Annotated in this window: 15 protein-coding genes; 4 read left to right on the forward strand and 11 right to left on the reverse strand. The window is 63.5% G+C overall.

Going from position 1 to position 15,342, the window contains the following annotated elements; genetic code table 11:
* Window positions 1–151 precede the first annotated feature (151 nt).
* Window positions 152–445: an RT0821/Lpp0805 family surface protein gene (locus tag AT984_RS08545; RefSeq protein ID WP_156421955.1), complete on the reverse strand. Its 294-nt coding sequence runs from the start codon at window positions 443–445 to the stop codon at window positions 152–154.
* A 161-nt stretch (window positions 446–606) separates the two neighbouring features.
* Between AT984_RS08545 and AT984_RS08550 the strand changes: the two genes are divergently transcribed.
* From AT984_RS08550 to xth, 4 genes are all read left to right on the forward strand, one after another.
* Complete coding sequence (locus tag AT984_RS08550; RefSeq protein WP_058719733.1) at window positions 607–1,452, forward strand: thymidylate synthase; 846 nt, start codon at window positions 607–609, stop codon at window positions 1,450–1,452.
* Window positions 1,449–1,958, forward strand: a complete 510-nt coding sequence (locus AT984_RS08555; protein WP_058719734.1) for a dihydrofolate reductase — start codon at window positions 1,449–1,451, stop codon at window positions 1,956–1,958. The genes AT984_RS08550 and AT984_RS08555 overlap by 4 nt, the downstream gene beginning before the upstream one ends.
* A gap of 182 nt (window positions 1,959–2,140) precedes the next feature.
* The gene (locus AT984_RS08560; protein WP_058719735.1) at window positions 2,141–2,719 is read left to right on the forward strand and encodes a DUF4337 domain-containing protein; all 579 of its coding nucleotides are present in this window, start codon (window positions 2,141–2,143) and stop codon (window positions 2,717–2,719) included.
* Between the two features lie 52 nt (window positions 2,720–2,771).
* A complete protein-coding gene (gene xth / locus AT984_RS08565; protein ID WP_058719736.1) occupies window positions 2,772–3,533 on the forward strand; it encodes an exodeoxyribonuclease III in 762 nt (253 codons plus the stop codon).
* Between the two features lie 75 nt (window positions 3,534–3,608).
* Here the strand turns inward: xth and sorU are convergent, their stop codons facing one another.
* From sorU to typA, 10 genes are all read right to left on the reverse strand, one after another.
* Entirely contained in the window at window positions 3,609–3,971 is a 363-nt protein-coding gene (gene sorU / locus AT984_RS08570) for a SorU family sulfite dehydrogenase c-type cytochrome subunit (protein ID WP_058719737.1), read from the reverse strand.
* A complete protein-coding gene (gene sorT, locus AT984_RS08575; RefSeq protein WP_058719738.1) occupies window positions 3,968–5,197 on the reverse strand; it encodes a SorT family sulfite dehydrogenase catalytic subunit in 1,230 nt (409 codons plus the stop codon). Before sorT ends, sorU begins: the two co-directional genes overlap by 4 nt.
* Before the next feature lie 199 nt (window positions 5,198–5,396).
* On the reverse strand, window positions 5,397–6,698 hold the full coding sequence (locus tag AT984_RS08580) for a DEAD/DEAH box helicase (RefSeq protein ID WP_058719739.1): 1,302 nt from the start codon (window positions 6,696–6,698) through the stop codon (window positions 5,397–5,399).
* A gap of 98 nt (window positions 6,699–6,796) precedes the next feature.
* Window positions 6,797–7,384 (reverse strand): methylated-DNA--[protein]-cysteine S-methyltransferase, encoded by a 588-nt coding sequence (locus tag AT984_RS08585; RefSeq protein WP_058719740.1) that lies wholly within the window; start codon window positions 7,382–7,384, stop codon window positions 6,797–6,799.
* A gap of 24 nt (window positions 7,385–7,408) precedes the next feature.
* The gene (gene dusA, locus AT984_RS08590; RefSeq protein ID WP_058719741.1) at window positions 7,409–8,467 is read right to left on the reverse strand and encodes a tRNA dihydrouridine(20/20a) synthase DusA; all 1,059 of its coding nucleotides are present in this window, start codon (window positions 8,465–8,467) and stop codon (window positions 7,409–7,411) included.
* 217 nt (window positions 8,468–8,684) lie between these two features.
* Window positions 8,685–9,221, reverse strand: a complete 537-nt coding sequence (locus AT984_RS08595; protein WP_058719742.1) for a hypothetical protein — start codon at window positions 9,219–9,221, stop codon at window positions 8,685–8,687.
* 203 nt (window positions 9,222–9,424) lie between these two features.
* Window positions 9,425–11,092 carry a formate--tetrahydrofolate ligase gene (locus AT984_RS08600; protein WP_058719743.1) on the reverse strand — a complete coding sequence of 556 codons (1,668 nt, stop codon included), beginning with the start codon at window positions 11,090–11,092 and terminating at the stop codon, window positions 9,425–9,427.
* A gap of 112 nt (window positions 11,093–11,204) precedes the next feature.
* Window positions 11,205–12,335 carry an enoyl-CoA hydratase/isomerase family protein gene (locus AT984_RS08605; RefSeq protein WP_058719744.1) on the reverse strand — a complete coding sequence of 377 codons (1,131 nt, stop codon included), beginning with the start codon at window positions 12,333–12,335 and terminating at the stop codon, window positions 11,205–11,207.
* Entirely contained in the window at window positions 12,332–13,267 is a 936-nt protein-coding gene (locus AT984_RS08610; protein WP_058719745.1) for a DMT family transporter, read from the reverse strand. The genes AT984_RS08605 and AT984_RS08610 overlap by 4 nt, the downstream gene beginning before the upstream one ends.
* Before the next feature lie 225 nt (window positions 13,268–13,492).
* Window positions 13,493–15,316, reverse strand: coding sequence for a translational GTPase TypA (gene typA / locus AT984_RS08615; protein ID WP_058719746.1), 1,824 nt, complete (start codon window positions 15,314–15,316; stop codon window positions 13,493–13,495).
* Window positions 15,317–15,342: the final 26 nt, after the last annotated feature.

The following is a 15,342-nucleotide window of genomic DNA, read 5'->3' on the forward strand; positions in this document are numbered from 1 at the left end:
CTTTGAACCTTGCCTGCTGAAGCAGTCGAAGAACTGCCCACAAGCATCTTGGCGCAGGTCTTGCCGACCTGGCACAAGCCCGTGAGCCGCTATCTTCGCAAGCCAGTCCGGCCCCAGCCGCTGGCCTCACTTGTCATGCTTGGCTCAAGGCTCAAGGCTCAAGATCCGGCCCAAGCAGTTTCCACTCTCCGTTAGGCTGCTTGCAGAAATTGAACACGCCTTCGCTGATCATCTTGCCGAATTGATTACGTACGCGCAGCTTGCGGCAGGCCTGACCTTTGTCTTGGTAGCGCGCCAGACCCCAAACGGCGCCTGAAGCGCGGGACTTGTCGTTCTTCCAGGCCTGCTCTTGCCCTTCGGCCTCGGCCAGCAAGGCTTTGTCGATGCTGGCTTGCAGCAGGGCTTGGTCGGCGGCGTTGAAGCGGGTGAAGGGGTTATCTCGCATGACCTTGAAATCGCCCGCGGCAAACGCGCTCAAACTGGTGGCGGCAATCAGGATCAGAGTGGCAAATTTGGTTTTGATGATGACACCTGTGAGCGTAAGTCAGGGCCGATGGCGGCCAATGCGACTAAGGATAGCGGCAAACCTCACTAGAATCAGCCCCCATGAGCAGCAGCATCCCTAGCCCCCAAATTCCCGCCGGCGAGCGCCCGGTTCGCCGTCAATACGAAGACCTGATGGCCCATGTTCAAGCGCACGGGGTGCTCAAACAAGACCGCACCGGCACCGGCACGCGCTCGGTGTTTGGCCACCAGATGCGCTTCGATCTGAGCGAAGGCTTTCCGCTGGTCACCACCAAGAAGGTGCACCTCAAGTCCATCATTCTTGAACTGCTGTGGTTTCTTCGCGGCGACGCCAATGTGGCGTGGCTGCAAGAGCGCGGTTGCACCATCTGGGACGAATGGGCCCGTGCGGACGGCAGCTTAGGCCCTGTTTATGGCGTGCAGTGGCGCAGCTGGCCCAAAGCCGACGGCAGCCACATCGACCAGATCGCCGAAGTGATTAAGCAACTCAAGCACAACCCGGATTCGCGCCGCATCATCGTCAGCGCCTGGAATGTGGCCGAGCTGGACCAAATGGCCTTGATGCCTTGCCACGCTTTTTTCCAGTTCTATGTGGCCGATGGCAAGCTGTCTTGCCAGCTCTATCAGCGCAGTGCTGACATCTTCCTCGGCGTGCCATTCAACATCGCCAGCTATGCCTTGCTGACCCAGATGCTGGCGCAGCAATGTGACCTGGCCCTGGGTGATTTCATCTGGACCGGTGGCGACTGCCACATCTACAGCAACCATGCCGAGCAGGTGCAAACACAGCTGGCCCGCCAGCCCTTTGCCTACCCGACCATGCACATCAGGCGCCGCCCAGCCTCGATCTTCGACTACGAGTTCGACGACTTCGAGTTGCAAGACTATCAACACCACCCCGCCATCAAGGCGCCGGTGGCTGTATGAGCAGCTTCGGCACTGGCCCGCAGATCAGCTTGGTGGCGGGCGTGGCGCGCCACGGCGCGATCGGGCGTGACAACGCCTTGCTCTGGCGCTTGCCCGAGGACATGGCCCGCTTCAAGGCACTGACCCTGGGCGCGCCCGTCATCATGGGCCGCAAGACCTGGGATTCATTGCCAGTCAAGTTTCGCCCCCTGCCCGCGCGGCGCAATCTGGTCTTGAGCCGCAGCCCTGATCTGCAGCTCAGTGGCGCCGAGGTATTCGGCAGCCTGGAAGATGCGCTGGCGGCTTGCCGGGCTGAGGCTCGCGTGTCCATCATCGGCGGCGCCGATATCTATGCCCAGGCCCTGCCCTTGGCGCACCGCCTGGAGCTGACCGAGATTGATGCCGAGTTCGAGGCCGACAGCTTCTTCCCCGCCTGGGATCGCGGCCTGTTCATCGAAACCTCACGAGAGCAACACAAGAGCGCGCAGGGTTGGCGCTATGACTTCGTCAGCTATCTGCGCCGCTGAGCAGGTACGGCTGCTGCGGCGAGCACAGCGAGCAAGGCGCGTCAAAATAGCCGGCGCACAACTCGCAAGCCTTGTGGCGCTTTAAAGAGTATTCACGCCCAGGCCGAAAAAGCGACAGCCCCGCCTCGCCCCTCAGCAATTGGCGGCGCAAGCAATTCACATACAAATACAGAGGAACGACGATGTCTGGACATGGATTTCACGTACACGGCCCGCATGACCACGAGTTGGAGCATGCCAGTCAACACGACCCCAAGGGCCTGGCCGGCCAGTTGGCGGTGATCACCGCTGTCTTGGCCACGGTTGGCGCGATGTTTTCCTATATGGGCGGCGCCACGCAAGCCAATGCCGGCCTGTACAAGAACGACGCGGCCATCAAGAAGACCGAAGCCGCCAATCAATGGGCGCTCTATCAATCCAAGAGCAATAAGCAAAACCTGGCCGAGTTGGCTGCGGCCTTGGTGGTGGACCCCAACCAGAAAGCCAAATATCTGGGCGAGCTGGACCGCTACAAGACCGAAAAGGCCGACATCAAGCTGGCAGCCGAAAAGCTTGAAGCCGAGTCCAAGAGCTTCGACGAAAAGAGCGAAGCCCAGATGCATGAGCATCACCGCTGGGCCCAGGCCACCACGGCCTTGCAAGTCTCCATCGCCCTGGCCGCCATTGCCTTGCTGACCAAGAAGCGCTGGATGGAATGGGCCACCCTGGTGATGGGTGGCCTTGGCGTCACGCTTGGCGCGCTGGCCTGGTTCCATTTCTGAGCTCGTCGTCGAAAACCACGCTCAACCCGACAACCTCCACCATCAATTCGCCATGAAACTTGCCACTTGGAACGTCAATTCCTTGACCGTCCGCCTGCCCCAGATGTTGGACTGGTTGAGCGCCAACCCCGTGGATGTGCTGGTGCTGCAGGAAACCAAGCAGACCGATGACAAGTTCCCTGCGGCAGAGATTGAAGCCGCCGGCTACAGCGTGCAATGGTTCGGCCAGAAGACCTATAACGGCGTGGCTTTGCTAAGCCGCAGTGGGGCACTGGAAGTGCAGAAGAACATTCCGGGCTTGGCTGACGAGCAAGCCCGGGTGATCGCCGGCACGGTGGATGGGGTGCGCTGCATCGGCGCCTATTTCCCCAACGGCCAGGCGCCCGATAGCGACAAATTCGTCTACAAAATGGGCTGGCTGACGGCGCTGCGCGAATGGGTGGCAGCCGAGTTGAAGGTCCACGACAAGCTGGTGCTGATGGGTGACTTCAATATCGCCCCGGAAGACCGCGACGTCTACGACCCGGTGGCCTGGGCCGGTCAAATCCACTGCACGCCCGAGGAACGCGCCCATTTCCAGGGCTTGCTGGATCTCGGCCTGGTAGACGCCTTCCGGCTGTTCGAGCAGCCGGCCAAGAGCTGGAGCTGGTGGGACTACCGCAATCTGGCCTTCCGCAAAAACCAAGGCCTGCGCATCGACCATATTCTGGTCAGCAAGGCACTGCAAGCGGGGGTCAAGTCTTGCCTGATCGACAAAGTGCCACGCAAGAACGAGCGACCCAGCGATCATGCACCGGTGGTGGTGGAGTTTTAAGTGAGGTCAGTGTTGGCGTGAAGGCGCAGCTGAAGCCGCGCCCGAACGAACCTTGACCTGGAACTGGGCCTGAACCTACTTTGCAGCCGCGGCCGCTGCGCCGCCCGAGGCTTGTGAGACATAGCGAGCCAGCGCTGCCAACTCCGTCTCACTCAGGTGCGGGAAGGCCGGCATATTGCCCAAGCCATTGCGCAGGGCGCGTTTGACCCGCTCCGCGTCGGGCTTGATTTCATCCAGCACCGGCCCCACCGCGCCTTCGCTTTGGGCGTCACGCAAGGTGTGGCATAGCGCGCAGGCAGGCTTGGCGCTCTTGGTGAAGAGCTGCTTGCCCAAATCGAATTCGGCTTGGCCAGCCTCAGCGGCACCCTGGGCCAGGGCCGAGGCTTGCACCCCAGCCAGACCCCAGAGCGCCATGATCACGAAGCGGCGCAATCTCATGCCAACGTCACGCTGACGGCATGATCCGCCCAGCTATTGTTGTTGTAGCCACCCACATTCTCCAGGCGCTGCTCGGGCTGGATGAAGCCGGCCGTGTCGATGGCGCGGCTGGCCAGCGTGTGCGTGCCTGCGGGCAAGGTGGTGGCAAAGGCGAACTGGCGCCAGGCGTACTTGCCGAGATCGGGTCCAACCAGGCGGGCGCGGCTCCAGCTTTTGCCGCCGTCCACCGACACCTCGACCCGCTTGATGCCGCGCAGGCCGCCAAAGGCCAGGCCCTGAATCTGCACCCGACCCGCCACGCCGGGCCGCTCGGGCAGCGGATTGGTGATCCAGGACTTGACGCCCATCTCCAGCACCGAAGGCTGGCTCACGTCCGCCTTGCTGCCGGGTGGCGAGATGCGATAGCCGTGCGCCATGATCTTGGCATCCGACTCCAACGAGCCGAAGGCCAGGCGCTTGATGTATTTGATCTGGTTCACGCCCTGATAGCCCGGCACCACCAAGCGCAGCGGCCCACCATGGGCTAGCGAGATCGGTTGACCGTTCATCTCCCAAGCCAGCAAGGCGTCGGTCATGGCCGCCACAGGCAGCGAGCGCTCCACCATCACCGACTTCGGGTCCAGGCCTTCGGGCAGGGTTTCACCGCCGGTGCCGGTCATGAACTCAGGGCTAGCCACCAGGCCACCCAGCAATTCCACAACGTCTCGCACCGGCACGCCAGTCCAGACCACGCAGCCGGCAGCACCCACCGTCCACGGTGTGCCGCTGGGCTTGCTGGGGAAGAAGCCGCGGCCATTGCCCGAGCATTGCAAGACCATGGCCACGGTCTCCACGCCCAAGGTCTTCAACTCCGCCACGCTCAGCGCGCGCGGCGACTTCACGCCCTCGACGCTGACCGTCCAGGCATCACGGTTTTCCAGAATGGCGGGCGCCGGTGCGGGCAGGTTGTTGCGCACATACAGCTGCTCGGCCGGGGTGATCAAACCCATGCCCATGGCCGAGCGCTTGGTTTCGATGGTGCTGCTGCTGTGCAGAATCATCGCGTTGGCATCCTTCCAGCTGACATAGGGCGGGAAGGGTTTGAGCGCTGGCGCCGCAGTTGGCGCGGCGACTTGTGCTCGGGCGGCCTGCGTGAATGAGCCCAGGCCAGCGGCCACCAGGGCGGTGGCACTGCCGGCCAACAATTGACGGCGGCCAGCCAGGGGTTCTTGCTTGGGCTTGTTCATGCAGATCTCCTCAAATTGAATCCGATGCGCGGCATCGTACAACTTGAGGATGACAACAGCCTCGGGTAATGCCCGTGCTGTGCGATAGCCGACTCGAAATCAATGGGGCGGCTGCCCTGGCTGGCGCACGCTTGTGCGCGCTGCTTGCCCGACAGGTGCTTGACGGGCGTCCGCTCGTTGCCCGGTCCGCCCTGCCCGCTCAGTTGTTCTCGTCAACCGGACCGGATGATTCGGCTGACCCGGCAGAAGCGGCGGCGGCTGCTGCAGCTTCACGCAGCTTGTCCTTCTTGCTCTTGCGGCGGCCCTTGACACCGCCCACGCCGGCCTCGGCGCTGGCAAGGCTGCTGGGCTCAAAGCCGGCGATCTGCTCGCGCGCCACGCGCTGGCCTTGACGTTTTTCAATCAAGCGGAAATGCGCTTCGCCATTGCCCAGCTGCCCGCTGATGAAGCTCAGCGCCAGGCCCGTCTGCCCCGCGCGGCCGGTGCGGCCGATGCGGTGGGTGTAGTCGGTGGCCGAGCGCGGCAGGTCATAGTTCAAGACCACCGGCAGCTCAGGAATATCGAGGCCGCGCGCCGCCACATCGGTGGCCACCAGCACCTGAATCTCACCGCTCTTCAACGCATTCAGCACACCGGTGCGCCCGCCCTGGCTCAATTCACCATGCAAGGCGGCGGCCTTGATGCCGGCCTTCCAGAGCTTGTCGGAGACATGTTCCGTCGCGTATTTGGTGGCCACAAACACCAGCACCCGGGTCCAGCCCTCCTCCGCCAGCAAGTGGCGCAGCAAAGCCGTGCGGCGGCCTTCGTCAACCACCAGCGCGCGCTGGGTGATGGCGGCCACGCGGGCCGGTTCAGCAGCGATCTCGATGCGGGTCGGCTCGCGCAACAAGGCCTGCGCCAGCGCCTCGACGGCCTTGGGGAAAGTGGCGGAGAAGAACAAGTTTTGGCGCCGCCCGGGCAGGCCGGCCAGCAGCCGCTGCAATTCCTCGGCAAAGCCCAAATCCAGCAGGCGGTCGGCCTCGTCCAGCACCAGGCATTCAATCGCACCCAGGCTCAAGCCGCGATGCTCCAGCAAGTCCAGCAGCCGGCCGGGCGTGGCCACGACGATGTCGGTACCACCCCGCAGACCCATCAATTGCGGGTTGATCGAAACACCGCCGAAGGCGATGGAAATCTTCAGTGGGCCGGGCAGAAAGTCGGCCAGTTCATGCAGGCTTTGACCCACTTGGGCCGCCAGCTCGCGCGTCGGCACCAGAATCAAGGCCAGCGGTAGGCGCTGGGTGGAGCGGCCCTGTTGCTGGCGTTGCCGCAGCACCTGCTGCAGCAAAGGCAAGGCATAGGCCGCCGTCTTGCCCGAACCCGTTTGCGCCAGGCCCAAGACATCCGCACCGCTCAGAATCGCGGGTATGGCTTGGGACTGGATGGCGGTGGGGGCGTGGTAGCCCTGCTCGCGCACGGCGCGCAACAAGGCGGGCGACAGGCCCAGGGTAGCGAATGACATGAAGGGCCTAAAAGTGAAGCGGCGATTTTACGGCCAGAGCTACAACCAGAGGGAGCGAACCCGCATCAACACTGCAATTGAAGCCCTGCAGAGGCGGCCTACTCAAACAAGCCCTGCTGCTCGCTCACCGCTTGCCCGCTGGCGCGAGCCTCAATGATCAGCAGCTTTTGCTTGGTTTGCAGGCCGCCATGCGCCGAGAAGCCGCCCTGCCCTGGCGTCGCCGCCACTACCCGGTGGCAGGGCACGATGGGTGCAAAAGGGTTGCGCCCTTCCGCACGGCCCACCGCGCGCGCCGCGCCTGGCTGGCCCAGGCGTGCTGCCACTTCGCCATAGCTGAGCGTCTGGCCAACGGGGATGTGGCGCGTCAGCGCGCGCACCCGTGCATCAAACTCGGGCAGCGCACGTTCATCCAGGCGCACGCGTAGCAACTCGCTGGCATCGCCGGTCTGCCCTGCCAACAGCGCCTGAATGGCGGCCACTGCCTGCGCAATTTCGGCAGGCAGCTGCTGATCTTGCTTAAGGTGCTGGGCCTGCGGAAAACGCACCCGCATGCGATCGCGCGTGGCGGCGGCATTTTCTTCGGGCAGCTGCGAGCCCTGCACGCCATGTGCGTCGGTCCAGGCGATGGCGCAGCAGCCCAAGGCCGTGTCGAAGCAATAGAAGTACTGAGGGTCAGGTCTTGCCATCGCGGCTAGCACTCAGGCGCAAACTCAGGCCGCAGCCTGCTTGCGCGCTTGGTAGCCCTGCTCGTGCACATCCACTTGGGCCGCGATGCCGCTGCGGGCCTGCGTGGCAAGCTCAGCCACTTCGTCCACGGACATGGCCTTGTACTGGTGGTCAGACCAAATCTGCCGCCAGCGGCGCGAGCCGGCCTGCCCGTTCCACAAGCCCAACGCGTGGCGCATGGTCTGGCTCCAGGGCCGGCCGGTGGCGGCTACTTGCTGCTGCAGATACAGCACCCAAGCGGCTTCCACCTGCTCTCGGCTGAGCGCAGGGCCGGCTTGGTCAAAAAAGCGCTGGTCCCAGGCTGCCATCTGCCAGGGCTCGTGATAGGCCTGGCGGCCCACCATCACGCCGTCCACATGCTGCAGCTGGGTGGCGATTTCATCATCGGTCTTGATGCCGCCATTGAGCACGATGGTCAGCTGCGGGAACTCGCGCTTGAGTTGGTGCACGATCTCGTAGCGCAGCGGTGGCAGCTCACGATTTTCTTTGGGCGAGATGCCTTGCAGCCATGCGTTGCGGGCATGGACGATGAAGACCTCACAACCTGCAGCGGCGATTTGGCCAACGAAGTCGCGCACAAACTCATAGCTCTCCAGTCGGTCGATGCCGATGCGGTGCTTGATGGTGACCGGAATGCTCACCGCGTCGCGCATGGCCTTGATGCCATCGGCCACCAAGGCCGGCTCGGCCATCAGGCAAGCGCCAAAGGCGCCGCGCTGCACCCGCTCGCTCGGGCAGCCGCAATTGAGGTTGACCTCGTCATAACCCCATTGCTCGGCCAACTTGGCGCAAGCCGCCAGATCGGCCGGCTCAGAGCCACCGAGTTGCAGCGCCACCGGGTGCTCGACCTCGTTGAAGTCAAGATGCCGCGGCTTGTCGCCATGCAGCAGCGCGCCGGTGGTCACCATCTCGGTGTAGAGGCGGGTCTGGGTCGTCAGCAGGCGATGGAAAGTCCGGCAGTGCTTGTCGGTCCAATCGAGCATTGGGGCAACACTCAGCCGCCAGGGGCTTTGCGCTGCGGGGGTATGTGAGGAAACTGTCATTTGTCGGGCTATGGGGTGAGTTCGGCGGACCGAAAACACCCAAGCGTTAGTAGGTGCCTAGCGAGCGACTGGCGAACAAGATGTGTCAAGCCAGCGAATGGGATGCCCTTCTTGAGCAGTCAGGGCGCGCCGAGCGCGGCACTGATTATCCCAAAGATCGCGAGGAGGCGTCCCCGCTCGCCTCCGATAGCAAAGACGGCATCGCCGCCAAGCGAGATCAGGGGCAGGCTTTGCCCAATTGCAAACCGCGCAAGAAGGAACGCCTGGATTGCCCGGCCACCAAGGAGGCTGTGACGGCCACGGAATGTTTCTCAGCCCCGCTGAGCTTGCGCACCCAGCCGCGGAAGGGAATCAGGTTCTCGCTGGCGCTGCGCAAGGCGCCCACGGCCGCGTCGCTGGCCGCCTCACCACCCATTTGCATCAAATCTCTTTGCAACTTCTGGCGCTCGGGCGAATCCAGGTCCGGGCCCAGCGCTTGGTCCAGCGCTGCCTTTTCCTGCGCCAATCCAGCGCAAGTTTCATCGGCCGGCAGTTTGAACGGGGCATCCTGGGCGGCGAGCAAGACCGGGGGAATCTTGGCCTGAATCAGGTTCAGGTCCTGCAGCGGTGCGGTCACCGCACCCGCCACCTGTTCATCAGTGCCGGGCTTGCCTGGCTTTGAGGACGTGCTGGCGCAAGCCGTCAAACCCACGAGGCAGACAGCCGAGGCCAATTGCAGGCCGGCGCGGGCGAAATTGAAAACAGGTTTGGGCATGGTTCTGAAGCTAGGCAAGCCAAGGTGAATGATTGATGCGCTGAGTTTGCCAGAGCCCAAGCCTGTGTAATTTGCCCGTTACCACAAGCTGCCGATTTGTGCCGAAACTGAGCAGAGGCGGGCCAGCAGTCGCAATTGCCGTAATCATCGCAACTGCCCTTGCCCAGCTCTTCAGCTTCAAAAATCTTGGCCAGGCAGCGCCTTCAGAACAAGCCGCTGATGCGCCCGGCAGCGTCCACGCCGATATGCTCGGCCGCCGGCACCTTGGGCAGGCCAGGCATGGTCATGATGTCGCCGCAGATGGCCACGATGAACTCAGCACCCGCATTCAGGCGCAGCTCGCGAACCCGCAAGGTGTGGCCAGTGGCGGCGCCGCGCAGCGTGGGATCGCTGCTGAAGGAATACGGCGTCTTGGCGATGCACACCGGCAGATGGCCCCATCCGGCGTCCTGCCACTCCTGCAGTTGCGCCAGCGTGCGGCCCTCAAACTGCACCTCCTCGGCGCGGTAGATCTTGGCGGCGACGGCTCGGATCTTGTCGGCCAAGGGGTCCTCATCGCGATACATCTGCGCGGCGGGTTGAGCAGCGCGGCTGGCATTCGCCTCGCACAGCGCCACCACCTGACGCGCGAGTTCAGCGGCACCGGCGCCTCCCTCGGCCCAATGCGTGGCTAGCACGCAGGCAACGCCGAGCGCTTGGCAGGCGGCCTGGATCAGCGCGATTTCCTCGGGCGAGTCAGCGTCGAAACGGTTGATGGAGACCACCAGCGGCAACTCGTAGTGCTGGCGGATGTTTTCGATATGGCGGCGCAGATTCGCCAGGCCACGCTCCAGGGCCGCCAGATCATCGCCGTGACCGTGGAACTTCAGTGCCCGCACAGTCGCGACCAGCACCGCACAGCTGGGGTTCAGGCCGGCCTTGCGGCATTTGATAGACATGATCTTCTCGGCGCCGAGGTCCGCGCCAAAGCCAGCCTCGGTGACCACATAGTCGGCCAGCTTCAGGGCCGTCTGCGTGGCGATCACCGAATTGCAGCCATGCGCGATATTGGCAAAAGGGCCGCCATGCACAAAGGCCAGATTGCCTTCCAGCGTTTGCACCAGATTGGGCGCCAGCGCGTCCTTGAGCAAGGCCGTCATGGCGCCGTCGGCCTTGAGTTCGCGGGCGGTGACCGGCTTCTTGTCGGCCGTGGTGCCCACCACGATATTGCCCAAGCGGCGCTGCAGATCGGCCAGGGAGGTGGCCAGGCAGAGGATGGCCATCACCTCGGAGGCGACGACGATGTCGAAGCCGTCCTGGCGGGGGTAGCCGTTGCCGGGGCCGCCCAGGGCTACGGTGATGTCGCGCAGGGCTCGGTCATTCATGTCCACCACGCGGCGCCAGCTGATGCGGCGCACGTCCAGTTTGAGCGCATTGCCGTGGTGGATGTGGTTGTCGATCAGGGCCGCCAGCAGGTTATTGGCCAGAGCGATGGCGTGGAAGTCACCGGTGAAGTGAAGATTGATGTCCTCCATCGGCAGCACCTGCGCGCGCCCGCCGCCGGCCGCCCCACCCTTCATGCCAAAGCATGGGCCCAGCGAAGGCTCGCGCAGGCAAATCATGGCCTGCTTGCCGATCAGATTGAGGCCGTCGCCTAAGCCCACCGTGGTGGTGGTTTTGCCCTCACCGGGCGGCGTGGGCGAGATGGCGGTGACCAGCACCAAGTGACCGTTAGGTTCGGTGCCTAGGCTTTGCACCTGGCCCAGGCTCAGCTTGGCTTTGTAGTGGCCGTAGGGGCTGAGTGAATCTTCGGGCAGGCCCAGCTTGGCATGGGCCAAGGGCAGGATTTTTTGCAGGCTGGCGGCTTGGGCGATGTCGATGTCGGTGGGCATCTGTCGGTCCTGGTTGAAGTCCGAGTGGGACAAGAAAAAAGCGAGGTCCGGGTAGGAGCTCGCTTTTCATTATCTGCGCCGCGGCGGCTCGGCCGCAGCGTGTGAATGCCGATCAGGCCAGGTGGCGCAAAGGATGTTGCTCGGCCGACCAGGGCGACACGAAGAAGGCCTGTACCTCGGCCGCGTTGACCTCGTCCAGCGCGGCGGGCTGCCAGCGCGGCGCGTGGTCTTTGTCCACCGCCAGGGCTCGAATGCCTTCCACGGTTTCGCTTTGCGCCACGGGGCGCAGATGGAAGCAGTGGTGCACCATATCGCGCTCCATGCGCAGATCCTCGGCCAAGCTCATGCTGCGCGCGCGGCGCAGCTGCTCGAAGGTCACCGCCATCATCAGGGGGGAGCGCTTGGACAAGGTGGCCAAGGTGTTGCGGGCCCACTCGTCATCCAACGCAGCCAGGGCAGCGAGGATGGCCGGCACATCGTCTTGACCGAAGCATTGGTCGATGCGCTGACGCAGGCTGATGTGATCGGCCGCCGGGGCCAGGTCCACACGCTCCATCACGGTGGCCACCACATGCTCGGCGCTGCTTTGCGCGCCGAACTTGAAGGCCTCGATGATGGCGGGCAAGGCCGAACTCTGCACGAAGACATCGCCCAGGCCCAGCTCGATCGCATCGCCTGCGCTCAGGGCCTGGCCGGTCAGCGCCAACCAGCGGCCGGTTTGGCCGGGACATTGGCTCAGGAAGTGGCCACCACCCACATCGGGGAAGAGGCCGATATTGGTTTCGGGCATGGCCAGGCGACTGTGCTCGGTCAGCACGCGCAGCTTGCAGCCCTGGCTGATGCCCATGCCGCCGCCCATTACGATGCCGTCCATCAAGGCGATGGTGGGCTTGGGGAATTGGTGGATCAGGTGATTGAGCGCGTATTCAGCAGTAAAGAACTCAGCCAGCGACGCGTCCCCGGCCAGGGCGGCACGGTGGAAGAAGCGAATGTCCCCGCCGGCGCAGAATGCGGCGGGCTTGCCCGGGCGGCCTGCCGCCAGCAGCAGCACGGCCTCGATGGCGGGCGCGGCGGCCCAGGCCTCGAACAGCGCGGTCAGGTCGTGAATCATTGCCAGGGACAAGGCATTCAAAGCCTCGGGGCGATTCAGGGTGATGATGCCAAGGCAGCCATTCACCTCGGCCAGGATTTGACCTTCGGACTGCAGGGCAGGAATCAGCGGGGAATTCAAAGTAGCGCTCATACCTCTCTCCGGGATGGTTGTTGTGCTTGTTCTTGCGGGGGCTTGCCAAGGCCTTGGTGCCAGGCCAGCAGCTCATTGACGATCAGGGCCGACAGCACCATCGCGCCGCCCCACAGGGCAGCCGTAGATGGTACTTCAGCTGCCCATAGCCACGCCCACAGCACGCCAAAGATCACTTCAAGCTGGCCCAGCAAAGAGATCTCCGGCCCGGCCAGCACGCGGCTCAGCCGCACCACCAGCAAGCAGGGCAAGGCGAGTTGAAACACGCCCAAGCCGGCCAATAGAACCAAGTCATGCGGGGACGCCTGCAAAGGCCAAGCCAGCGGCAAGACCGTCAGGGCAGAGATCAGCGCGCCGATCAGAACGGCCGGCAACATATCTGGCGCCTGCGCCGCATCACCGTGGCCCACATGCTGCAGCACCGACCAGTTCACCGCAGCAGCGATGGGCACGCCCAAGGCCACGGCAATGCCCAAACCGCTGGCAGCGGACGCGCCCTGCCCGCCCATTTCATGCACGAACATCCAGGCAATGCCGATGCTGGCCACCAGAATCGCCAGCCAAGTGCGCAGCGGGAGGTGATGGCGCAAGACCACCCGGGACAGCAAGGCGGTGAGCAAGGGGCCCAAAGCCATGGTGACTAGGACATTGGCCACCGAGGTCAGGCTCAGCGCCACCATGAAGGCGGTGAACATCACGGCCCAGCACACGCCCGACAGCCACACCAGCCGTGGCGCCTGACGCAACTGCGCCCACAGTTGCGGCCCGCGCATCCAGCGCAGGGCCAGGGTCAGGGCCAGCGCATTGAAGCCGCTGCGCCAGAAGGTCAACTCAAAGCCTCGCGCCGCCTCCAGCTGACGCGCGACCACCCCAGCCGTACTCCACAGCAAGGTGACCAGCAACATCAGGACAACAGCGCGTCGATGAGTCATCTGAAATGAAGAGCGACCCCAGTGGGGTCGCAGGTAACTAACTGGTTAGAGCCTCCCTGTCGGAGCCCCGACATAGAGAGTCCTGATGACTTTCTATGCCAGACGACGGGCAAGACCTATGGCCCTGGCGGAGGGAGGCTGAGCCGGGACTGAAACAGTCCTGAGGACTGCTTCTGCCGGGCTGGAGGGAGCCAAGATGTCGCGCCCTAGCGCGACACGCAAGGCTTAGCCGCGCGAGTTGCGCTTACGCTCGTTTTCCGTCAGGAAACGCTTGCGCAGGCGGATGCTCTTGGGCGTGATTTCGACCAGCTCGTCGTCCTCGATGAACTCAACGCCGTATTCCAGCGTGCAGTCGATCGGAGGCGTGATCTTGGTGGCATCTTCCTTGCCGCTGACGCGGAAGTTGGTCAGCTGCTTGGTACGCGTCGCGTTGACGACCAGGTCGTTTTCACGGCTGTGGATACCCACGATCATGCCTTCGTACACAGGGTCGTTCGGCTTGACGAACATACGGCCGCGGTCATCCAGCTTGCCCAGGGCGTAGGTGAAGATTTCACCCGCGTCCATGGAGATCAGCACGCCGTTCTTGCGGCCAGCGATCTCACCCTTGTGCGGCTCGTAGCCGTCAAAGATATTGCTGATCAAGCCCGAACCACGGGTCAAGTTCAGGAATTCGTTGGTGAAGCCGATCAGGCCACGCGCAGGAATACGGTACTCCAGGCGCACGCGGCCACGGCCGTCCGGCTCCATATTGACCAGCTCGCCCTTGCGCTCGCCCAGGGCTTGCATGACGCCGCCTTGATGGATTTCTTCCACGTCGGCAGTGACCAGCTCGATAGGCTCGTGCTTCTCGCCGTCGATGGTCTGGAACACCACGCGCGGCTTGGAAACAGCCAGCTCGTAGCCTTCACGGCGCATGTTTTCCAGCAAGATGGTCAGGTGCAATTCGCCACGGCCCATCACTTCGAAAATGCCGTCTTCGTCAGTTTCCTTGACGCGCAGGGCCACATTGCTTTGCAGTTCTTTTTGCAGGCGGTCCCAGATCTGACGGCTGGTGACGAACTTGCCTTCGCGGCCAGCCAGCGGGCTGGTGTTGACGCAGAAGTTCATGGTCAGTGTGGGCTCGTCCACCTTGAGCATGGGCAGCGGGGCCGGGGTGGCCACGCTGGTGACGGTCACTCCGATACCGATCTCGTCGATACCGTTGATCAGCACGATGTCGCCAGGGCCGGCTTCGGCCGACTGCACGCGGTCCAGGCCTTGGAAGGTCAGCACTTGGTTGATGCGACCCTTGGTGCTCTTGCCGTCAGGGCCTTCCATGACCAGCACGTCCATGCTGGGCTTGATGGTGCCTTGGGTGATACGGCCCACGCCGATACGGCCCACGAAGGTGGAATAGTCCAGCGCCGAGATCTGCAGCTGCAGCGGAGCGGCCGGGTCACCCTTTTGCGAAGGCACATGCTTCAGCACGGTGTTGAACAGGGCCGACATATCGGGGCCCCATTGCGCGCCAGGCTCGCCCTCTTCCAGCGAAGTCCAGCCGTTGATGCCGGAGGCGTAAACGACGGGGAAGTCCAGCTGCTCGTCAGTGGCGCCCAGCTTGTCGAACAGGTCGAAAGCGGCGTTGACGACGGCATCGGGCTTGGCACCGGGCTTGTCCACCTTGTTGACCACGACGATGGGCTTCAAGCCCAGGGCCAAGGCCTTCTTGGTCACGAAGCGGGTCTGGGGCATCGGGCCTTCTTGGGCGTCGATCAGCAGCACCACACCGTCCACCATGGACAGGGCGCGCTCGACTTCGCCACCGAAGTCCGCGTGACCGGGGGTGTCCACGATATTGATGTGCGTGCCTTCCCAAGCCACGGCGCAGTTCTTGGCCAAGATGGTGATGCCACGCTCGCGTTCGATGGCATTGCTGTCCATCACGGTGTCGACCACTTTTTCGTGCTCGGCGAAGGTGCCGCTTTGGCGCAGCAATTGGTCAACCATGGTGGTTTTGCCATGGTCAACGTGGGCGATGATGGCGATGTTGCGAATCTGCTTACTCATACGACGCTTTCAAAAAATTCGGAATT

It is taken from the genome of Paucibacter sp. KCTC 42545 (genome assembly GCF_001477625.1).
Classification (GTDB): Bacteria; Pseudomonadota; Gammaproteobacteria; order Burkholderiales; family Burkholderiaceae_C; genus Paucibacter_A.